The 15,942-nt window shown below is 37.8% G+C and carries 18 protein-coding genes and 1 tRNA gene; 18 read left to right on the top strand and 1 reads right to left on the bottom strand.

Annotated features, from left to right (window positions below; all coding sequences use genetic code 11):
• The first annotated feature begins 127 nt into the window (after positions 1-127).
• Together BKO01S_RS20980 and rocF are read left to right on the top strand one after the other, a co-directional pair.
• A tRNA-Lys gene (locus BKO01S_RS20980) sits at positions 128-200 on the top strand.
• Between the two features lie 151 nt (positions 201-351).
• Positions 352-1,248, top strand: a complete 897-nt coding sequence (gene rocF, locus BKO01S_RS20975; RefSeq protein WP_066059168.1) for an arginase — start codon at positions 352-354, stop codon at positions 1,246-1,248.
• A gap of 21 nt (positions 1,249-1,269) precedes the next feature.
• Here rocF and BKO01S_RS24080 read toward each other — a convergent pair whose 3' ends face one another.
• Positions 1,270-1,443, bottom strand: coding sequence for an aspartyl-phosphate phosphatase Spo0E family protein (locus BKO01S_RS24080; protein ID WP_232311290.1), 174 nt, complete (start codon positions 1,441-1,443; stop codon positions 1,270-1,272).
• Positions 1,444-1,630: 187 nt separating this feature from the next.
• Between BKO01S_RS24080 and sigW the strand changes: the two genes are divergently transcribed.
• From sigW to BKO01S_RS20895, 16 genes are all read left to right on the top strand, one after another.
• A complete protein-coding gene (sigW, locus tag BKO01S_RS20970) occupies positions 1,631-2,194 on the top strand; it encodes an RNA polymerase sigma factor SigW (RefSeq protein ID WP_066059166.1) in 564 nt (187 codons plus the stop codon).
• 16 nt (positions 2,195-2,210) lie between these two features.
• Positions 2,211-2,822 (top strand): anti-sigma factor family protein, encoded by a 612-nt coding sequence (locus BKO01S_RS20965; RefSeq protein WP_066059162.1) that lies wholly within the window; start codon positions 2,211-2,213, stop codon positions 2,820-2,822.
• A 128-nt stretch (positions 2,823-2,950) separates the two neighbouring features.
• A complete protein-coding gene (cdaA, locus tag BKO01S_RS20960; protein ID WP_066059160.1) occupies positions 2,951-3,778 on the top strand; it encodes a diadenylate cyclase CdaA in 828 nt (275 codons plus the stop codon).
• Positions 3,771-5,006 carry a CdaR family protein gene (locus BKO01S_RS20955; protein ID WP_066059157.1) on the top strand — a complete coding sequence of 412 codons (1,236 nt, stop codon included), beginning with the start codon at positions 3,771-3,773 and terminating at the stop codon, positions 5,004-5,006. Before cdaA ends, BKO01S_RS20955 begins: the two co-directional genes overlap by 8 nt.
• A 32-nt stretch (positions 5,007-5,038) precedes the next feature.
• Positions 5,039-6,382 carry a phosphoglucosamine mutase gene (gene glmM / locus BKO01S_RS20950; protein WP_066059152.1) on the top strand — a complete coding sequence of 448 codons (1,344 nt, stop codon included), beginning with the start codon at positions 5,039-5,041 and terminating at the stop codon, positions 6,380-6,382.
• 430 nt (positions 6,383-6,812) lie between these two features.
• Positions 6,813-8,615, top strand: a complete 1,803-nt coding sequence (gene glmS, locus BKO01S_RS20945; protein WP_066059149.1) for a glutamine--fructose-6-phosphate transaminase (isomerizing) — start codon at positions 6,813-6,815, stop codon at positions 8,613-8,615.
• Positions 8,616-8,924: 309 nt separating this feature from the next.
• The gene (locus BKO01S_RS20940; protein WP_066059146.1) at positions 8,925-10,871 is read left to right on the top strand and encodes a CoA-disulfide reductase; all 1,947 of its coding nucleotides are present in this window, start codon (positions 8,925-8,927) and stop codon (positions 10,869-10,871) included.
• Between the two features lie 94 nt (positions 10,872-10,965).
• Positions 10,966-11,376, top strand: coding sequence for a rhodanese-like domain-containing protein (locus tag BKO01S_RS20935; protein WP_066059143.1), 411 nt, complete (start codon positions 10,966-10,968; stop codon positions 11,374-11,376).
• Between the two features lie 14 nt (positions 11,377-11,390).
• Entirely contained in the window at positions 11,391-11,654 is a 264-nt protein-coding gene (locus BKO01S_RS20930; RefSeq protein WP_066059140.1) for a metal-sensitive transcriptional regulator, read from the top strand.
• A gap of 153 nt (positions 11,655-11,807) precedes the next feature.
• Entirely contained in the window at positions 11,808-12,287 is a 480-nt protein-coding gene (locus BKO01S_RS20925) for a DsrE/DsrF/DrsH-like family protein (RefSeq protein ID WP_066059137.1), read from the top strand.
• A 33-nt stretch (positions 12,288-12,320) separates the two neighbouring features.
• Complete coding sequence (locus BKO01S_RS20920) at positions 12,321-12,680, top strand: rhodanese-like domain-containing protein (RefSeq protein ID WP_066059135.1); 360 nt, start codon at positions 12,321-12,323, stop codon at positions 12,678-12,680.
• Between the two features lie 19 nt (positions 12,681-12,699).
• On the top strand, positions 12,700-13,008 hold the full coding sequence (locus tag BKO01S_RS20915) for a rhodanese-like domain-containing protein (protein ID WP_066059132.1): 309 nt from the start codon (positions 12,700-12,702) through the stop codon (positions 13,006-13,008).
• A gap of 36 nt (positions 13,009-13,044) precedes the next feature.
• Positions 13,045-13,620 (top strand): sulfurtransferase TusA family protein, encoded by a 576-nt coding sequence (locus BKO01S_RS20910; protein WP_066059130.1) that lies wholly within the window; start codon positions 13,045-13,047, stop codon positions 13,618-13,620.
• Between the two features lie 65 nt (positions 13,621-13,685).
• Entirely contained in the window at positions 13,686-14,813 is a 1,128-nt protein-coding gene (locus BKO01S_RS20905) for an MBL fold metallo-hydrolase (RefSeq protein ID WP_066059126.1), read from the top strand.
• Positions 14,814-14,838: 25 nt separating this feature from the next.
• A complete protein-coding gene (locus BKO01S_RS20900; protein ID WP_066059124.1) occupies positions 14,839-15,066 on the top strand; it encodes a sulfurtransferase TusA family protein in 228 nt (75 codons plus the stop codon).
• A 95-nt stretch (positions 15,067-15,161) separates the two neighbouring features.
• On the top strand, positions 15,162-15,938 hold the full coding sequence (locus tag BKO01S_RS20895) for a sulfite exporter TauE/SafE family protein (RefSeq protein WP_066059121.1): 777 nt from the start codon (positions 15,162-15,164) through the stop codon (positions 15,936-15,938).
• Positions 15,939-15,942 lie beyond the last annotated feature (4 nt).

The raw sequence follows: 15,942 nt of genomic DNA, 5'->3' as shown, positions 1-15,942 counted from the left end.
TAGAAAAGCGTAGAAAGCTTGTTCAGCCTCGACAGGCATAAGACGAGTCACGCAGGAAGGCCTGCCTTCTGGAGTGATTTGGCTTATGACCCCGAGAGGCTAGCTTTCGGAGCTGGACAATATATACGAGCCATTAGCTCAGTCGGTAGAGCATCTGACTTTTAATCAGAGGGTCGAAGGTTCGAGTCCTTCATGGCTCATTGAAACCTTAGGAGATTTCCTAAGGTTTTTTTGTATTCCTTTCTTTCAGAATATTGGATATAGACTGCATATTTATGCGTAATTTTGTCGAGTTGAGTCATAGGCATAGAAATGTATACAATAGAAGTAGAACGAACAGGGGGTAAGAGGATGAAAAAACTATCTATTATTGGAATGCCAATGGATCTTGGCCAAATGAGACGTGGGGTAGATATGGGGCCAAGTGCTATTAGGTATGCCGGGGTTGTTGAAAGATTACGAAACCTTTTTGATGAAGTTCATGATTTAGGGGATATTCCAATTGGTAGACCAGAGGTTGTGATAGACGAACAATCCAACCTGAGAAATTTATATCTTGTTGCCGAAAAAAATGAAGCCTTATCAAGGGAAGTCAATCAAGCAATTTCGTCAGGATCATTTCCACTTGTACTTGGGGGAGATCATAGTATAGCCATTGGAACGTTAGCTGGAGTTTCCAAGCATTATAATAATTTAGGGGTCATTTGGTATGATGCACATGGAGACCTGAACACAGCTGAAACTTCTCCGTCAGGCAATATTCACGGAATGCCATTGGCTGTAAGTCTTGGGATAGGACATGAGTTATTAACGAGTGTTGGAGGCTTTGAACCTAAAATTAAACCTGAAAATGTTGTTTTGATAGGTGCAAGAGCTCTTGATGAGGGAGAAAAAGAGTTAATAAAAGAGATTGGTATAAAAGTATATACGATGCATGAAATTGATCGCTTAGGTATGACAAAGGTGATGGATGAAACGATTCAGTATTTAAAAGAGAGAACGGACGGCGTGCACCTCTCTTTAGATTTAGATGGGCTTGACCCGCATGATGCACCAGGTGTAGGAACACCTGTTACAGGTGGGATTAGCTACAGAGAAAGCCATTTGGCCATGGAAATGTTAGCAGAATCAAAGATTATTACATCTGCTGAATTTGTGGAAGTGAACCCTATTTTAGATGATAAAAATAAAACAGCATCAGTTGCTGTTGCATTAATGGGTTCGTTATTTGGCGAAAAACTATTATAAAAACGTTAGCAGCAGCTCTCATTAAGAGTTGCTGCTATTTTTAAGTAAACGATCGTATTTATTTAATAGATTGTCCAACTTTTTACTAAGTTTAATTACTTTATCATTGCTTAATGAAGAGTGAGTTGCTTGGGTCACCATTTCGTTTCGATGAGCTTCAATGTCTTTTAACAGTGATTGCTTATTCAATTGCACCACTCCTATTCGTAATGATGATAATAATACCTAATTTCTACATTTATTCCCCCAGCCTAAATTTTTAAACAAATTACAGTAAAAATTTGTTAAAATGTGTAGTGGAGAAAAATTTTTTAAAGAAATGAAACCTTTTCCGGTATCGATACGTATTATCGAGTAGCCGCATTAGAGCGGAGGTATAGGAATGGAAGCACTGATAAAAAAAAGAATTAAACAAGTGTTAAAAGGGGACCAAAGTGCATACGGGGAAATTGTTGAGATATATAAGGATAAAGTTTTTCAACTATGTTTTCGAATTCTCGGAAATCGACATGAAGCAGAGGATATGGCACAAGAGGCATTCATTAGAGCATATGTTAACATATCAAGCTTTAATATTGATTTGAAGTTTTCAACATGGTTATATAGAATTGCAACTAATCTATGTATTGATAGAATTCGGAAAAAAAAGCCAGATTATTATCTTGATGCAGAAGTATCAGGGACTGATGGACTGACTATGTATTCTCAGGTTGCCGCAGACACGATTCTTCCCGAGGATGAAATAGAGAGTCTCGAATTACAAGAGACCATTCAGCGAGAAATTACTAAGCTACCGGAAAAATATCGATCGGTGATTGTTTTAAAATACATTGAAGAACTTTCATTAAATGAAATTAGTGAGATTCTTGATATCCCACTAGGCACAGTAAAAACTAGGATCCATAGGGGTAGGGAAGCATTACGACACCAGTTAAGAAATGTTTAATGAGAGGTGAAAATAAGTGAAGTGTCCAGATAACATTGTCTTGTATATGCATGAATATCTTGATGAAGAAATTGATGAGCATGATGAGCAATTACTAAAAAAGCATTTACAGACCTGCCCAAAATGTCAAAATTATTTTCATGAGTTAGAGAAAGCAATTGCATTAGTACAGAGTACGTCTCATATACAAGCACCAAGTAATTTTACTGAAAATGTAATGGCAAGACTACCTAAAGAAAGAAAAAGAGTAGGCGTGAACAGGTGGTTTCGACATCATCCCTTGTTGACTGCTGCATCCCTTTTTATCATATTAATGACAGGTAGCTTATTATCTACTTGGAACAAAGATCACGAGTTTTCAGTAACCAAGCAACCCGATTTAGTTGTTCATAATAACACGGTTATTGTTCCTGAGGGGAAAGTGATTAAAGGGGATATTACAGTTAGAAATGGTGACCTTCAAGTTGAGGGAAAGGTTGAAGGTGATGTAACCGTAATAAATGGAGAAAATTATATGGCCTCTGCAGGAAATGTTACCGGTGAAATTAAAGTAGTAAATGAAGTGTTTGACTGGATTTGGTATCATATAAAGAAAACTAGCAAAGAACTTATTAGTGTTTTTAATTAATTAGTCGCTCGAATAGGAGTGACTAATTTTTTCTTATTTTTTTGTCATTTCAATTTTATGTTATAATAAGAAAGTTAAACAAAAATTATTAGCTTTATGCTATGAAATATATATTTGGAGGAAGTGCAATGTCGATAGCGGATTTCGATGTTTTGAAATACTTGTCCATTACCATTGACATTCTCCTAGTTTGGTACGTGATCTATAAGTTGATCATGGTGATTAAAGGTACTAAGGCCGTCCAGCTGCTTAAAGGGATATTTGTTATATTAATGGTTACAGTGATCAGTGATTGGTTTAGTTTAAAGACACTGAATTGGATGATGGAACAAGTATTACTTTGGGGAGTTCTTGGAATTATTATTATCTTTCAGCCAGAGCTTAGAAGAGCACTTGAACAGCTAGGTCGTGGGAGGTTCTTCTCTCGAACAGGGATTCCAGAAGAGGAAGAACAGGAAAAAATGGTAGAAGCAATAGTGAAAGCAACTGATTATATGGCTAAAAGACGTATCGGTGCATTAATGTCAATTGAGAGAGAAACTGGTATGGGAGATTACATAGAAACAGGAATTGGATTACAAGCGAAAATCTCCTCAGAGCTGTTAATTAATATATTTATACCAAATACTCCGCTTCATGATGGTGCAGTAATCCTTCAAAAGAATGTGGTTTCTGCTGCTGCCTGTTATCTTCCATTATCAGAAAGTCCCTTTATTTCAAAGGAACTAGGAACAAGACACCGTGCGGCTTTGGGTATTAGTGAAGTGACAGATAGTGTGACGGTTATTGTCTCTGAAGAAACAGGAGCAATCTCCCTTACCAAAAATGGAGAGCTTCATCGTGACTTGAAGCTTGAGCAGTTTAAGCAAATGTTAGCAAATGAATTTATTTCTCCAATGAAGCCAAAGCAAGCCTCCACACCTCTATGGAATTGGAGGGGAAAAAAGAATGGATAATTTGATCGATAAACTTATTGATAATCGATGGTTTATTAGGGTTGTTGCCTTGTTATTAGCCTTTTTGCTTTTCGTATATGTTTACGACGGGGAAGACTTAGCTATTAATGTACCACAGGAAACCGAAACGGAAACGATCACAGATGTACCTGTAAAAAGCTATTACGATACTGAAAATCTAGTTGTGAGTGGCATTCCTAGTACGGTAACGATTAAGTTAAGTGGCCCAAAGAACCTCCTTCAGCAAGCAAAGACATCTCGCTCATTTGAAGTGTATGTAGATTTATCAGAGGCAGAGATTGGAAAGCAACGTGTACCTATTGAAATAAAAGATGTTTCTGACAGACTTACGGTAGAAATTGAGCCCGATTATGCTGATGTATCTTTACAGGAAAAGGTAACCCAGGAGTTCAAGGTGGAGCCTGAATACAATGCAAGTTTAGTTTCTGATGGTTATACCGCTGAGCAAGCTGTCGTTAAGCCTAATAAAGTAAAAATTACCGGCGCAAAAGATGTAATTGAAAAAATCACTTACGTTAAAGCAACGATAGATTTAGAAGGCAAAGTGGAGGATACTGTAACGAAGGAAGCAAAAATATTGGTCTTGGATCAAGAACTAAATAAGCTTGATGTCATTCTTGAAACAGATACCGTCGAAGTTACCATACCTGTAAAGGCATCCAGTAAGGAAGTACCAATTAAAATTGTAGAAAAGGGGACTCCCCCAGATGGGGTAACGATAGAGTCCATAAATTTAGGCCTAACTGAAGCAACAATACTTGCGAAGGCAGATATATTAGCCAAGACAGAATCGGTTCGTGTGGAGGTAGATGTTAGTTCTATAACGGATGATACCACTCTAACATTACCGGTCATTATATCCGAGGGAATTGTTAAGGTGGATCCACAAACAGTGGATGTGATTATAAACGTTAGCCGAGCAGAGGATATAACCTTTTCTAACATTCCAATCAAAGCGAATGGATTGGCTGCTGATTTAACTGTATCGTATAAAGAGCCTGTTGATGGAACGGTCTCAATAACTGCAACAGGTGATACCAGTATAGTGGGTTCCTTAAAAGAAAGTGACTTTGACGTTATCCTTAATTTAGCGGGTTTAGGAGAAGGAGAACATAGTGTAGACTTGAATGTCACTGGACCAAAAAATATTAATTGGACGATAAACCAACAGACAGCAAAAATATCGATTACAAAACGTGAAGCATAGATGCACAACAATTATTAAGGAGAGATCTTTTAATGGGTAAATATTTCGGTACTGATGGGGTGCGAGGAGTAGCAAACAGTGAGTTAACACCAGAATTAGCATTTAAACTAGGACGTTTTGGTGGTTATGTATTAACAAAGGATAAAGAACGTCCAAAGGTGATCATTGGACGTGATACTCGTGTTTCAGGACATATGCTTGAAGGAGCACTTGTTGCAGGACTTTTATCTATCGGTGCAGAGGTCATGCGCTTAGGAGTAATTTCTACACCGGGAGTAGCTTACTTAACAAAAGCACTTGGAGCACAAGCGGGTGTAATGATCTCAGCCTCTCATAATCCGGTAGCGGATAATGGGATTAAGTTTTTTGGACCAGATGGTTTCAAGCTTTCTGATGAGCAAGAACTTGAGATTGAAAACTTAATGGACCTAGAAAAAGATGAATTGCCTAGACCAGTTGGTTCAGACCTAGGACAAGTTAATGATTATTTTGAAGGTGGACAAAAGTATCTTCAATATTTAAAACAAACGGTTGATGAGGATTTTACGGGAATACATATTGCTTTAGATTGTGCTCACGGTGCAACCTCTTCACTTGCTACACATTTATTTGCTGACCTAGATGCAGATCTCTCAACAATGGGAGCATCTCCAAATGGACTTAATATCAATGAGGGAGTAGGTTCTACACATCCTGAAGCACTTTCCGCGTTTGTTAAGGAAAAAGGAGCGGATGTAGGTCTCTCTTTCGATGGTGATGGGGACAGATTAATTGCAATCGATGAAAATGGAGACATTGTTGACGGAGATCAAATTATGTATATTTGCGCTAAGTTCATGAAGGAGCAAGGAAGGTTAAAGCATAATACGGTCGTTTCGACAGTAATGAGTAATCTTGGGTTTTATAAAGGATTGGAAGGTCACGGAGTTGAAAGTGTTCAAACGGCTGTTGGTGACCGTTATGTTGTTGAAGAAATGAAGAAGACGGGTTACAACCTAGGTGGTGAACAGTCAGGGCATATCATTTTCCTCGATTACAATACAACAGGAGATGGGTTGCTTACTGGCCTACAGTTAGCAAACATTATGAAAATTACAAAGAAGCCACTTTCAGAGCTTGCAGGAGAAATGCAAAAATTCCCTCAAAAACTTGTCAATATTCGTGTAACAGATAAGTACCATGTTACAGACAATGAGAAGGTAAGTGCCATCATTTCAGAGGTAGAAGCAGAAATGAACGGTGACGGACGGATCCTTGTTCGTCCTTCAGGTACGGAACCACTTGTCCGGGTAATGGCAGAAGCACCAACAGAGGAGCTTTGTGAGGCATATGTAAGCCGTATTTCTACCGTTGTTCAGGAAGAAATGGGACTATAAAGCTGGTAAAAATATGCGTGAGGGGAACGTTTACAACCCCTCATGCATATTTTTTATATATGGGATGCCTGATGTCACATAGTTTTTTGTTGACGAAGGCCTATCCATATTGTATGATTATCCTGATTTTGTAAAGAATTTGGGAGGAGGATAGAGGTTAATAAAACAAGGAAACTTAAAGCGCCTGAACTAGCTGATGGACGAAGAGCAGCTAGTTGACGAGGAGGAGGTTTATCGATTTTTCGGCGGATGCCTCCCGATTGTTAAGCACAATCGTATGCTTTTTCTAAAAATCATCAGGGTAACCGGATGGACAAAGGGAAAAAGAATGCTTAAACCAATAAAAGCTAACAATAAATCTTACAGAGACTAGGGGGCAAGTCTGCCCTCGTTAGCAACTTGCCTCCGTATATTAGGAGGAATTACACTTATGTGTGGAATCGTTGGATATATCGGAAATAATGACTCAAAAGAAATACTATTAAAAGGGCTAGAAAAGCTTGAATATAGAGGTTATGATTCTGCTGGTATTGCAGTAATGAACGATCATGGAGTCCATGTATTTAAGGAAAAAGGACGTATTGCGGATTTACGTGAGATTGTTGATTTAGATGTAATGGCAAATACTGGTATCGGTCATACGCGCTGGGCGACGCACGGCGTACCGAGTAAAGTGAATGCACATCCACATCAAAGTTCAACAAACCGCTTAACTCTTGTTCACAATGGAGTAATCGAGAACTACGACTTATTAAAGAAAGAGTATCTACCAAATGTACACTTCGAGAGTGACACAGACACAGAAGTCATTGTTCAATTAATCGAGTTATTCGTGAACGAAGGTCTTGAAGTGGAAGCTGCTTTTCGTAAAACTTTAAAGCTGTTAAAGGGTTCATATGCTTTAGCGCTGCTAGATGCACAAAACGATGAAACGATTTTCGTTGCAAAAAATAAAAGTCCTCTATTAGTTGGTCTTGGAGATGGGTTTAATGTAGTAGCTAGTGATGCTATGGCAATGCTTCAAGTAACTAACCAATATGTAGAACTGATGGATAAGGAAGTAGTGATTGTTACAAAAGATAAAGTAACCATCCAAAACCTTGAAGGTGAATCCATTGCTCGTGCCCCTTATACAGCAGAGCTAGATGCAAGTGATATCGAAAAAGGCACTTACCCTCATTATATGTTGAAGGAAATTGATGAGCAGCCAGCGGTTATCCGTAAAATCATCCAACAGTACCAAAATGAGTCAGGACAGCTTTCCATTGACCAAGACATTGTGAACGCAGTAGCAGGTTCTGATCGAGTATATATTATTGCTGCGGGTACTTCTTATCATGCAGGATTAGTAGGAAAGCAGTTACTTGAAAAAATTGCACAAATCCCAGTTGAGGTTCATATTGCTAGTGAGTTTGCGTATAACACACCATTGTTATCTGCTAACCCATTATTCGTTTTCATTTCTCAAAGTGGAGAAACAGCTGATAGTCGTCAAGTTCTTGTCCATGTGAAAAAGCTTGGGTACAAAACATTGACTATTACTAATGTTCAAGGCTCTACATTATCCCGTGAAGCGGAGTACACGTTACTACTTCATGCAGGTCCTGAAATTGCTGTAGCTTCAACGAAAGCATATACAGCTCAAATTGCTGTCCTATCTATTCTTTCAGAAGTGATTGGTAAAAAACGCGGCCTAGAAGTAAACTTTGATCTAATCCATGAGCTAGGAATTGTGGCAAATGCTATTGAAGTACTTTGCGATTCTAAAGAAGAGTTCGAAGCGATCGCTCGTGAGTTTTTATCAACTACTAGAAACGCGTTCTTCATCGGACGTGGAATCGATTTCTTTGTTGTTCTTGAAGCTTCACTAAAGCTAAAAGAAATCTCTTATATTCAAGCAGAAGGCTTTGCAGGGGGAGAATTAAAGCACGGAACGATTGCTTTAATTGAAGATGGTACTCCAATCATTGCTCTAGCAACTCAAGAAAGTGTAAACTTAAGCATTCGTGGAAATGTGAAAGAGGTAGTGGCTCGTGGAGCAAATCCTTGTATTATTTCCATGAAGGGATTAGAAATGGAAGAAGACCGTTTCGTTATTCCAGAAGTGCACGAAATTTTAACACCTTTAGTCTCTGTCATTCCAACCCAACTGATTGCTTACTATGCAGCCTTGCACCGTGAGTGTGACGTAGATAAGCCAAGAAACCTTGCCAAATCAGTAACGGTTGAGTAAATACTATTAAAAAAATGTCTACCACTAGAAATTTTAGGTGGTAGACATTTTTTGTAATGAGCTATATTTTCTTTAAACTATAATCGACATTATTAACTTCTTTTAACCCCTCTTTCAAACGCATAGTAGGTATCTAAAGGGGAGTTACGATTACCATAGGGAGTGATTGTGAAGAAAAAGTGAACTTATACCCAATGGGGTTTACATTATTTTTTTATATTCTATAATACCCATATAGGTATTTTTAATTACTTTAAACTTAGTAATAACTAGTTGTTTATATAAAAATAAAATGTTGGAGGAATAGATATGACACAGAAAGTGGTTATCGTAGGCGGAGTTGCTGGGGGCGCAACAGCAGCAGCAAGGTTAAGAAGAATTAGTGAGGATGTAGAAATCGTTCTTTTCGAACGTGGTGAGCATATTTCATTTGCGAACTGTGGATTACCTTATTATATCGGGGAAACGATTAAGGATAGAAGCAAGCTGTTGGTACAAACCGTCGAGGGTATGTCAGAACGCTTTAAGTTAGATATTCGTAACTTAAGTGAAGTAGTGAGCATTGATCCAGATAACAAGCGGGTGACCATAAAGAACCTTCAAAATGGGGAAGTTTATGAAGAGTCCTTTGATAAGTTACTATTATCTCCTGGAGCCAGACCAATCGTTCCATCGATTCCAGGGCTAAAGGAAAATGAGACATTATTTACATTAAGAAATATCCCAGATACTGATAAAATAAAAAACTATGTAGATACCGTACAACCTAAAAAGGCGGTTGTTATTGGTGGTGGATTTATAGGTATTGAAATGGCAGAAAACCTAGTAGATCGAGGAATTGAAGTAACACTTATTGAAATGGCCAATCAAATTATGGCACCAATTGATTTTGAAATGGCGAGTATTTTACACACTCATTTAAAAGAAAAAGGAGTTCAACTCATTCTAGAAAATGGGGTAAAAGCGTTTGAAGATCAAGGAAAGAAAATCATTCTCTCTGATGGTTTGGAAATTTCTACAGAAATGACCATTCTATCTATCGGAGTCATTCCTGAAAATGAGTTGGCCAAAACAGCTGGTCTTGAATTAGGACAGCGTGGAGGTATCATTGTGAATGAGTATCTTCAAACCTCTAATGAAGATATTTACGCAGTGGGTGATGCCGTAGAGGTAGTAGATTATATTAGTGGCACAAAGGCAATGATTCCACTTGCTGGTCCTGCAAACCGTCAAGGGCGAATGGCTGCTAATAATATCATGGGTAAAAAAGAGAAATATCAAGGAACGATGGGGACTTCTATTGCAAAGGTGTTTGATTTAACCGTTGCCGCAACTGGGAATAATGAAAAAACACTAAAACGGTTAGGGGTATCTTACGAAGTCGTTCATATTCACCCAAGCTCTCATGCTGGCTATTATCCAGGAGCTGCACCCCTGTCTCTAAAGTTGATTTTTGACAAGGAAACAGGAAAAATCTTTGGTGCACAAGCGGTTGGAGCAGATGGGGTTGATAAGCGAATGGATGTTATTGCTACAGCGATTAAAGGTGGATTAACCGTAGAAGACTTAACGAACTTAGAATTGTCATACGCTCCACCGTATTCATCAGCAAAAGATCCGGTCAATATGGCTGGTTATGTGGCAACAAATATTATGGATGGTGAATTGGAACATATTCAGTGGCACGAAGTAGACCAAATCGTTGCTGAAGGTGGCTTACTAATTGACGTTCGTGAACCAATGGAACGTGAATTTGGCTATATTGACGGTTCAATAAATATATCGTTAAATGAACTCAGAAATAAACTAGATGAAGTTCCTAAAGATCAGACCGTGTATGTAAGCTGTCAGGTAGGATTAAGAGGGTATTTAGCAAGCCGTATTCTAAAAAATAACGGATACAAAGTAAAGAATGTAGATGGTGGCTGGAAGACCTATTCGTCCGTATTTGGAAGCAATATAGCCAAGCAAGTTAAAACAAAAACGAACGATTTTGGAGAAACGGTTATCGAAGAAACTACCAAGGACTTACAAGTGGATTCAATGGTAGATGTTAGTGGTTTAACCTGTCCAATGCCTATCGTAAAGTTGAAAAAAGGAATTGAGGTTTTAAAAAGTGGTCAGGTACTAGAGCTTCATGTAACAGATAAAGGAGCATTAAATGATTTACCTGCTTGGTCAAAAAACGCTGGTCACACTATCCTAAAAACGGAGCAAGATGATAAGCTGATTAAGTTTTGGATTAAAAAGAAATAAGTTAGTAAACGCATGACTCAAGAATATGAGTCATGCGTTTTTTATTAATGAGGTAAAAATTCCCTAATTGACTTTATACCCAATGGGGTATATTATGTACATATCGATAAATACTAAGGAGGTATTTCAGATTACTTTTGTAACCATTCTACTGTTAGTGATTGGGTATGTGTTATTTGAAAGGTATTTTCCGGTTTTCTCTGTAGTTTATATTCCCAGAGAAGAGATTGAAACAAAATCCACTATCATTGACATAAGAGATTATAACCAATCAAGTGAATTCTCTATACCAGTTGCAATAAATATACCTGTTGCTTATCTCAATAGATTTAGCACTGACATACCCAATCGTCAACTATATATTATTGCTTCAAACAATCTAGAAAAAAATGTGGGTATTCGTCTTTTACGTAAGAAAGGGTTTCAAGTGATTGGATATACCCTTGCTAGTCATCATTCAAAACTATTAAAAGAAGATAAACTTAGTATAAAAACCCTTTGTTAGAAGGAGGTAGGGATATGAAATACAATACTCAAATCCAAAATAGAGTAAAGCGTATAGAAGGGCAACTTAGAGGAATTTTACGAATGATGGAAGAAGATAAGGATTGTAAAGAAGTGATTACACAATTATCAGCTGTTCGAACGGCTGTGGATCGTACAATGGGTGTCATTGTAAGTTCTAATTTAGTTGACTGTGTACAAAAAGCTAATGAAAACGAAGAAACAAATGCAGAGGATCTGATCAAAGAAGCGGTTAACCTGCTTGTGAACAGTAGATAAAAAGGGTTGACATCATTGAGTCATTTATTTAATATTATACCCGTGGGGGTAAAACGGTGTTTAAGGCATTAAAACAAAAGGTGTATTTTTTTAGAAAATAATATACCTATACGGGTATATGTAAGTAAATATGGAAACCTAGGAGGTAGCAGTATGTCAGAAAAGAAAAAGACTACGATTGTGTTATTTAGTGGAGATTACGATAAAGCGATGGCTGCTTATATTATTGCAAATGGTGCAGCTGCTTATGACCATGAAGTAACCATTTTTCATACGTTTTGGGGCTTAAATGCTCTACGTAAAGAGGAAAATATGATGGTGAAAAAAGGATTCATGGAAAAGATGTTCGAAAAAATGATGCCAAGAGGCGCAGATAAGATGGGTCTTTCTAAAATGAACTTTGCAGGTATGGGTCCAAAAATGATTAAAGGTGTTATGAAAAAGCACAACGCAATGTCCCTACCTCAGTTAATCGAAATGGCACAAGAGCAAGATGTGAAATTAGTGGCATGTACGATGACAATGGATCTATTAGGCCTTAAAGAAGAAGAGCTTCTTGAAAATGTTGAATATGCGGGTGTAGCTGCTTATTTGGCTGATGCAGAAGATGGGAATGTGAATCTATTTATTTAAGGGAGTTCCCCCTATCAATAAGGAGAGAATAATATGGAATATGTAAATTACATTCTCATTGGATTGTTCTTGCTACTCACTATCCAAAGAATGATGCCGACAAAGGGTGTTAGACATATAACAGCAGCTGAATTAAATAAGGAATTAAAAGATAAAGATAAACAATTTGTGGATGTGCGAACACCAGCTGAGTTTAAAGGGAACCACATTAAAGGCTTTAAGAACATTCCACTACAGGTACTTTCTCAAAAATCAAATGAGATTTCGAAAGACAAAGAGGTTGTAGTCATTTGTCAAAGCGGAATGAGAAGTCAAAAAGCTAGCAAAATCCTAAAAAAATTAGGGTTTATAAAAATAACGAATGTAAAAGGTGGCATGAGCTTCTTGTCATAAGATAAGGGAGGAATAGATAATGCAAACAATGACAGCAAAAGAAGTAGAAGCGCTATTAAACGAAGGAAAAGCAATAGACATTATCGATGTGCGTGAAGTAGATGAGGTAGCAGTCGGAAAAATTCCTGGAGCAATAAACATTCCACTAGGCCTTATTGAGTTCCGCATGCATGAGTTAGATAAAACAAAGGAATATATCATGGTTTGTCGTTCTGGTGGTAGAAGTGGTAGTGCTTCACAATTTCTAGAAAACTATGGATACAAAGTCATTAATATGACAGGTGGTATGATTGCTTGGGAAGGGAAAACAGAAAAAATTTTAACATAAAATATACCCTATATGGTATAAAATCGGAGGTAACTTATGGAGAACTTAAAAGCAAACGTCACTCTTGATGCAAAGGGATTGGCATGCCCGATGCCGATTGTTAAAACAAAAAAAGCAATGACTGGATTAGAAGCAGGGCAAGTACTGGAGGTTCAAGCAACAGATAAGGGGACTAAGGCAGACTTAAGAGCTTGGGCTGAAAGTACAGGACAGCAGTACCTAGGTACTTTGGAAGAAGGAGATGTGTTAAAACACTATCTAAGAAAGTCATCAAACGATGAAACAATTGAAAGAAAACATCCAAATGTAGTGACAAATGAGGAACTACAGGCAAAGCTAGAAGCAAATGAAAACATGATGGTTCTAGATGTAAGAGAAACGGCAGAATATGCATTTAATCATATTCCAAATGCGATTTCTATTCCACTTGGTGAGTTAGAAGCTCGTCTGAATGAATTAAACCAAGATCAAACCATCTATATCGTATGTCGTACAGGTAACCGAAGCGATTTAGCAGCACAGAAACTAGCTGAAAACGGATTTTCAAACGTACTAAATGTTATTCCAGGAATGAGTCAATGGACTGGAACAACGGATCGTATCAATAATTAAGAAGCTCTACGTTTACTTTTTAATCAAAAAATTTTTAAAACCAATTATACTCTAGGGGGTAAAAAATGACTGTTCAAGCAATGACGGCAAAAGAAGTGACGAAGATAGTATTTAATAAAGAAGCATTTTTCATCTTAGATGTACGTAATGTAGATGCATTTCAAGATTGGAAAATTGAAGGCGAAAATTTTGAATATCTAAATGTACCGTACTTTGATCTATTAGATGGGGTAGAAGAAATTCTTGATAAAGTACCTACTGATAAAGAGGTATTAGTTGTTTGTGCCAAGGAAGGTTCATCTATCATGGTAGCTGACATGCTTTCTGAAGCAGGACGCAGTGTGTCTTATCTAGCTGGTGGAATGAAATCTTGGAGTGAACACTTAGAACCAGTTAAGGTTGGAGATTTAAAAGACGGTGGAGAAATTTATCAGTTCGTTCGTATCGGAAAAGGCTGTTTATCATATATGGTCGTATCAAATGGCGAAGCAGCTATCATTGACTCTACTCGTATGACAGATACGTACCTTGATTTTGCCAACTCAATCGGAGCAAAGATCACTCATGTATTTGATACTCACCTTCATGCCGATCATATTTCTGGTGGAAGAGTAATTGCTGAAAAAACAAATGCAACGTACTGGTTACCTCCAAAGGATGCAACGGAAGTTACATTTACGTACCAACCATTAGAAGGTGGCAATGATGTAGAAATCGGAAATGTGAAAATCAATATCCATGCATTGTATTCACCAGGACACACAATCGGATCAACTTCCTTTATTGTGGATGAGAAATTTTTACTCTCAGGAGATATCTTGTTCATCGATTCGATTGGAAGACCAGATTTAGCAGGTCTGGCACAGGATTGGGTTGTAGATTTACGAGAAAGTCTATACAAGCGTTACAGAGAGTTATCTGAGGAGTTAATCGTACTTCCAGCCCATTTTATGATCATTGATGAGTTAAATGAAGATGGAAGTGTGTCAGAAAAGCTAGGAACACTATTTGAGAAAAACCACGGTTTAAATATTGCAGACGAAGATGAATTTAGAAGAGTGGTAACGGAAAACCTGCCACCACAACCAAATGCATATCAACAAATTCGTGAAACAAATATGGGGAAAATCACTCCAGACGAAGAACGACAACGGGAAATGGAAATCGGACCAAACCGTTGTGCGGTTCGATAAAACAATCTTAATAGGTGGAAATAAAATGGATGCTAATAAAGTATTAGACGCAAAAGGACTGGCTTGTCCAATGCCGATTGTAAAAGCGAAGAAAGCAATAAACGAATTAGAAGGCGGTCAGGTGTTAGAGGTTCATGCAACCGATAAAGGGGCAAAAAATGACTTTGCTGCATGGGCAAAATCAGGTGGTCATGAATTAATCAAACACGAAGAAGACGATGCCGTTTTAAAATTTTGGATTAAAAAGGGCTGATTTATAAGGGAACCAGATGGGGTTCCCTTTTTCTAAAAATGGTTTGAGCTAAAGCGTCATGATTGGCGCTTTCGCTTTTCAAAGGGGGGGAAATGATGGATTTAGGATTTATTATTACCATCTTTTTAATTGGTTTTATAGGTTCGTATATATCTGGAATGCTAGGAATTGGTGGTTCAATCATTAAGTATCCGATGCTATTATACATTCCACCATTATTCGGTCTAGCAGCTTTTAGTGCTCATGAAGTATCAGGAATTAGTGCTGTTCAGGTGTTTTTTGCAACGATCGGTGGGGTGTGGGCTTACCGGAAGGGTGGCTTTTTAAATAAAAAGCTCATCATATATATGGGAGCAAGTATTTTAATTGGTAGCTTTATTGGAGGCTTTGGTTCAAAGCTAATGACCGAAGGTGGAATTAATATCGTATACGGTATTTTAGCATTAATTGCAGCTGTTATGATGTTCATTCCTAAAAAGGGCCTAGATGATATTCCATTAGATCAAGTGACATTTAATAAATGGCTGGCAGCGATCCTTGCATTTATCGTTGGGATAGGGTCTGGAATTGTCGGAGCTGCTGGTGCCTTTCTATTAGTACCAATCATGCTTGTAGTATTAAAAATTCCAACTCGTATGACAATCGCTTCTTCACTTGCCATTACATTTATCTCTTCAATCGGTGCGACTGTTGGGAAAATCACAACCGGGCAAGTGGAATTTTGGCCATCTTTAATCATGGTCATAGCTAGTTTAATTGCCTCACCACTAGGGGCGATGGCAGGGAAAAAGGTAAACACAAAGATTCTCCAAGTAGTCCTCGCAATACTCATTTTAGCAACAACGATAAAGATTTGGATGGATATATTGTAAGCTA

Origin of the sequence: Robertmurraya korlensis NBRC 107688 (genome assembly GCF_001591645.1) — a bacterium.
In the GTDB taxonomy this organism is placed as follows: domain Bacteria; phylum Bacillota; class Bacilli; order Bacillales; family Cytobacillaceae; genus Robertmurraya_A.
Note: the sequence above shows the minus strand (reverse complement) of the source record. Positions and strands in the feature narration are given on the sequence as shown.

Excerpts from the sequence above, each read along its gene's own strand:
- rocF (WP_066059168.1), top strand. The coding sequence starts at position 352 with ATGAAAAAACTATCTATTATTGGAATGCCAATGGATCTTGGCCAAATG.
- sigW (WP_066059166.1), top strand. The coding sequence starts at position 1,631 with ATGGAAGCACTGATAAAAAAAAGAATTAAACAAGTGTTAAAAGGGGAC.
- cdaA (WP_066059160.1), top strand. The coding sequence starts at position 2,951 with ATGTCGATAGCGGATTTCGATGTTTTGAAATACTTGTCCATTACCATT.
- BKO01S_RS20955 (WP_066059157.1), top strand. The coding sequence starts at position 3,771 with ATGGATAATTTGATCGATAAACTTATTGATAATCGATGGTTTATTAGG.
- glmM (WP_066059152.1), top strand. The coding sequence starts at position 5,039 with ATGGGTAAATATTTCGGTACTGATGGGGTGCGAGGAGTAGCAAACAGT.
- glmS (WP_066059149.1), top strand. The coding sequence starts at position 6,813 with ATGTGTGGAATCGTTGGATATATCGGAAATAATGACTCAAAAGAAATA.
- BKO01S_RS20940 (WP_066059146.1), top strand. The coding sequence starts at position 8,925 with ATGACACAGAAAGTGGTTATCGTAGGCGGAGTTGCTGGGGGCGCAACA.
- BKO01S_RS20935 (WP_066059143.1), top strand. The coding sequence starts at position 10,966 with ATGTACATATCGATAAATACTAAGGAGGTATTTCAGATTACTTTTGTA.
- BKO01S_RS20930 (WP_066059140.1), top strand. The coding sequence starts at position 11,391 with ATGAAATACAATACTCAAATCCAAAATAGAGTAAAGCGTATAGAAGGG.
- BKO01S_RS20925 (WP_066059137.1), top strand. The coding sequence starts at position 11,808 with ATGTCAGAAAAGAAAAAGACTACGATTGTGTTATTTAGTGGAGATTAC.
- BKO01S_RS20920 (WP_066059135.1), top strand. The coding sequence starts at position 12,321 with ATGGAATATGTAAATTACATTCTCATTGGATTGTTCTTGCTACTCACT.
- BKO01S_RS20915 (WP_066059132.1), top strand. The coding sequence starts at position 12,700 with ATGCAAACAATGACAGCAAAAGAAGTAGAAGCGCTATTAAACGAAGGA.
- BKO01S_RS20910 (WP_066059130.1), top strand. The coding sequence starts at position 13,045 with ATGGAGAACTTAAAAGCAAACGTCACTCTTGATGCAAAGGGATTGGCA.
- BKO01S_RS20905 (WP_066059126.1), top strand. The coding sequence starts at position 13,686 with ATGACTGTTCAAGCAATGACGGCAAAAGAAGTGACGAAGATAGTATTT.
- BKO01S_RS20900 (WP_066059124.1), top strand. The coding sequence starts at position 14,839 with ATGGATGCTAATAAAGTATTAGACGCAAAAGGACTGGCTTGTCCAATG.
- BKO01S_RS20895 (WP_066059121.1), top strand. The coding sequence starts at position 15,162 with ATGGATTTAGGATTTATTATTACCATCTTTTTAATTGGTTTTATAGGT.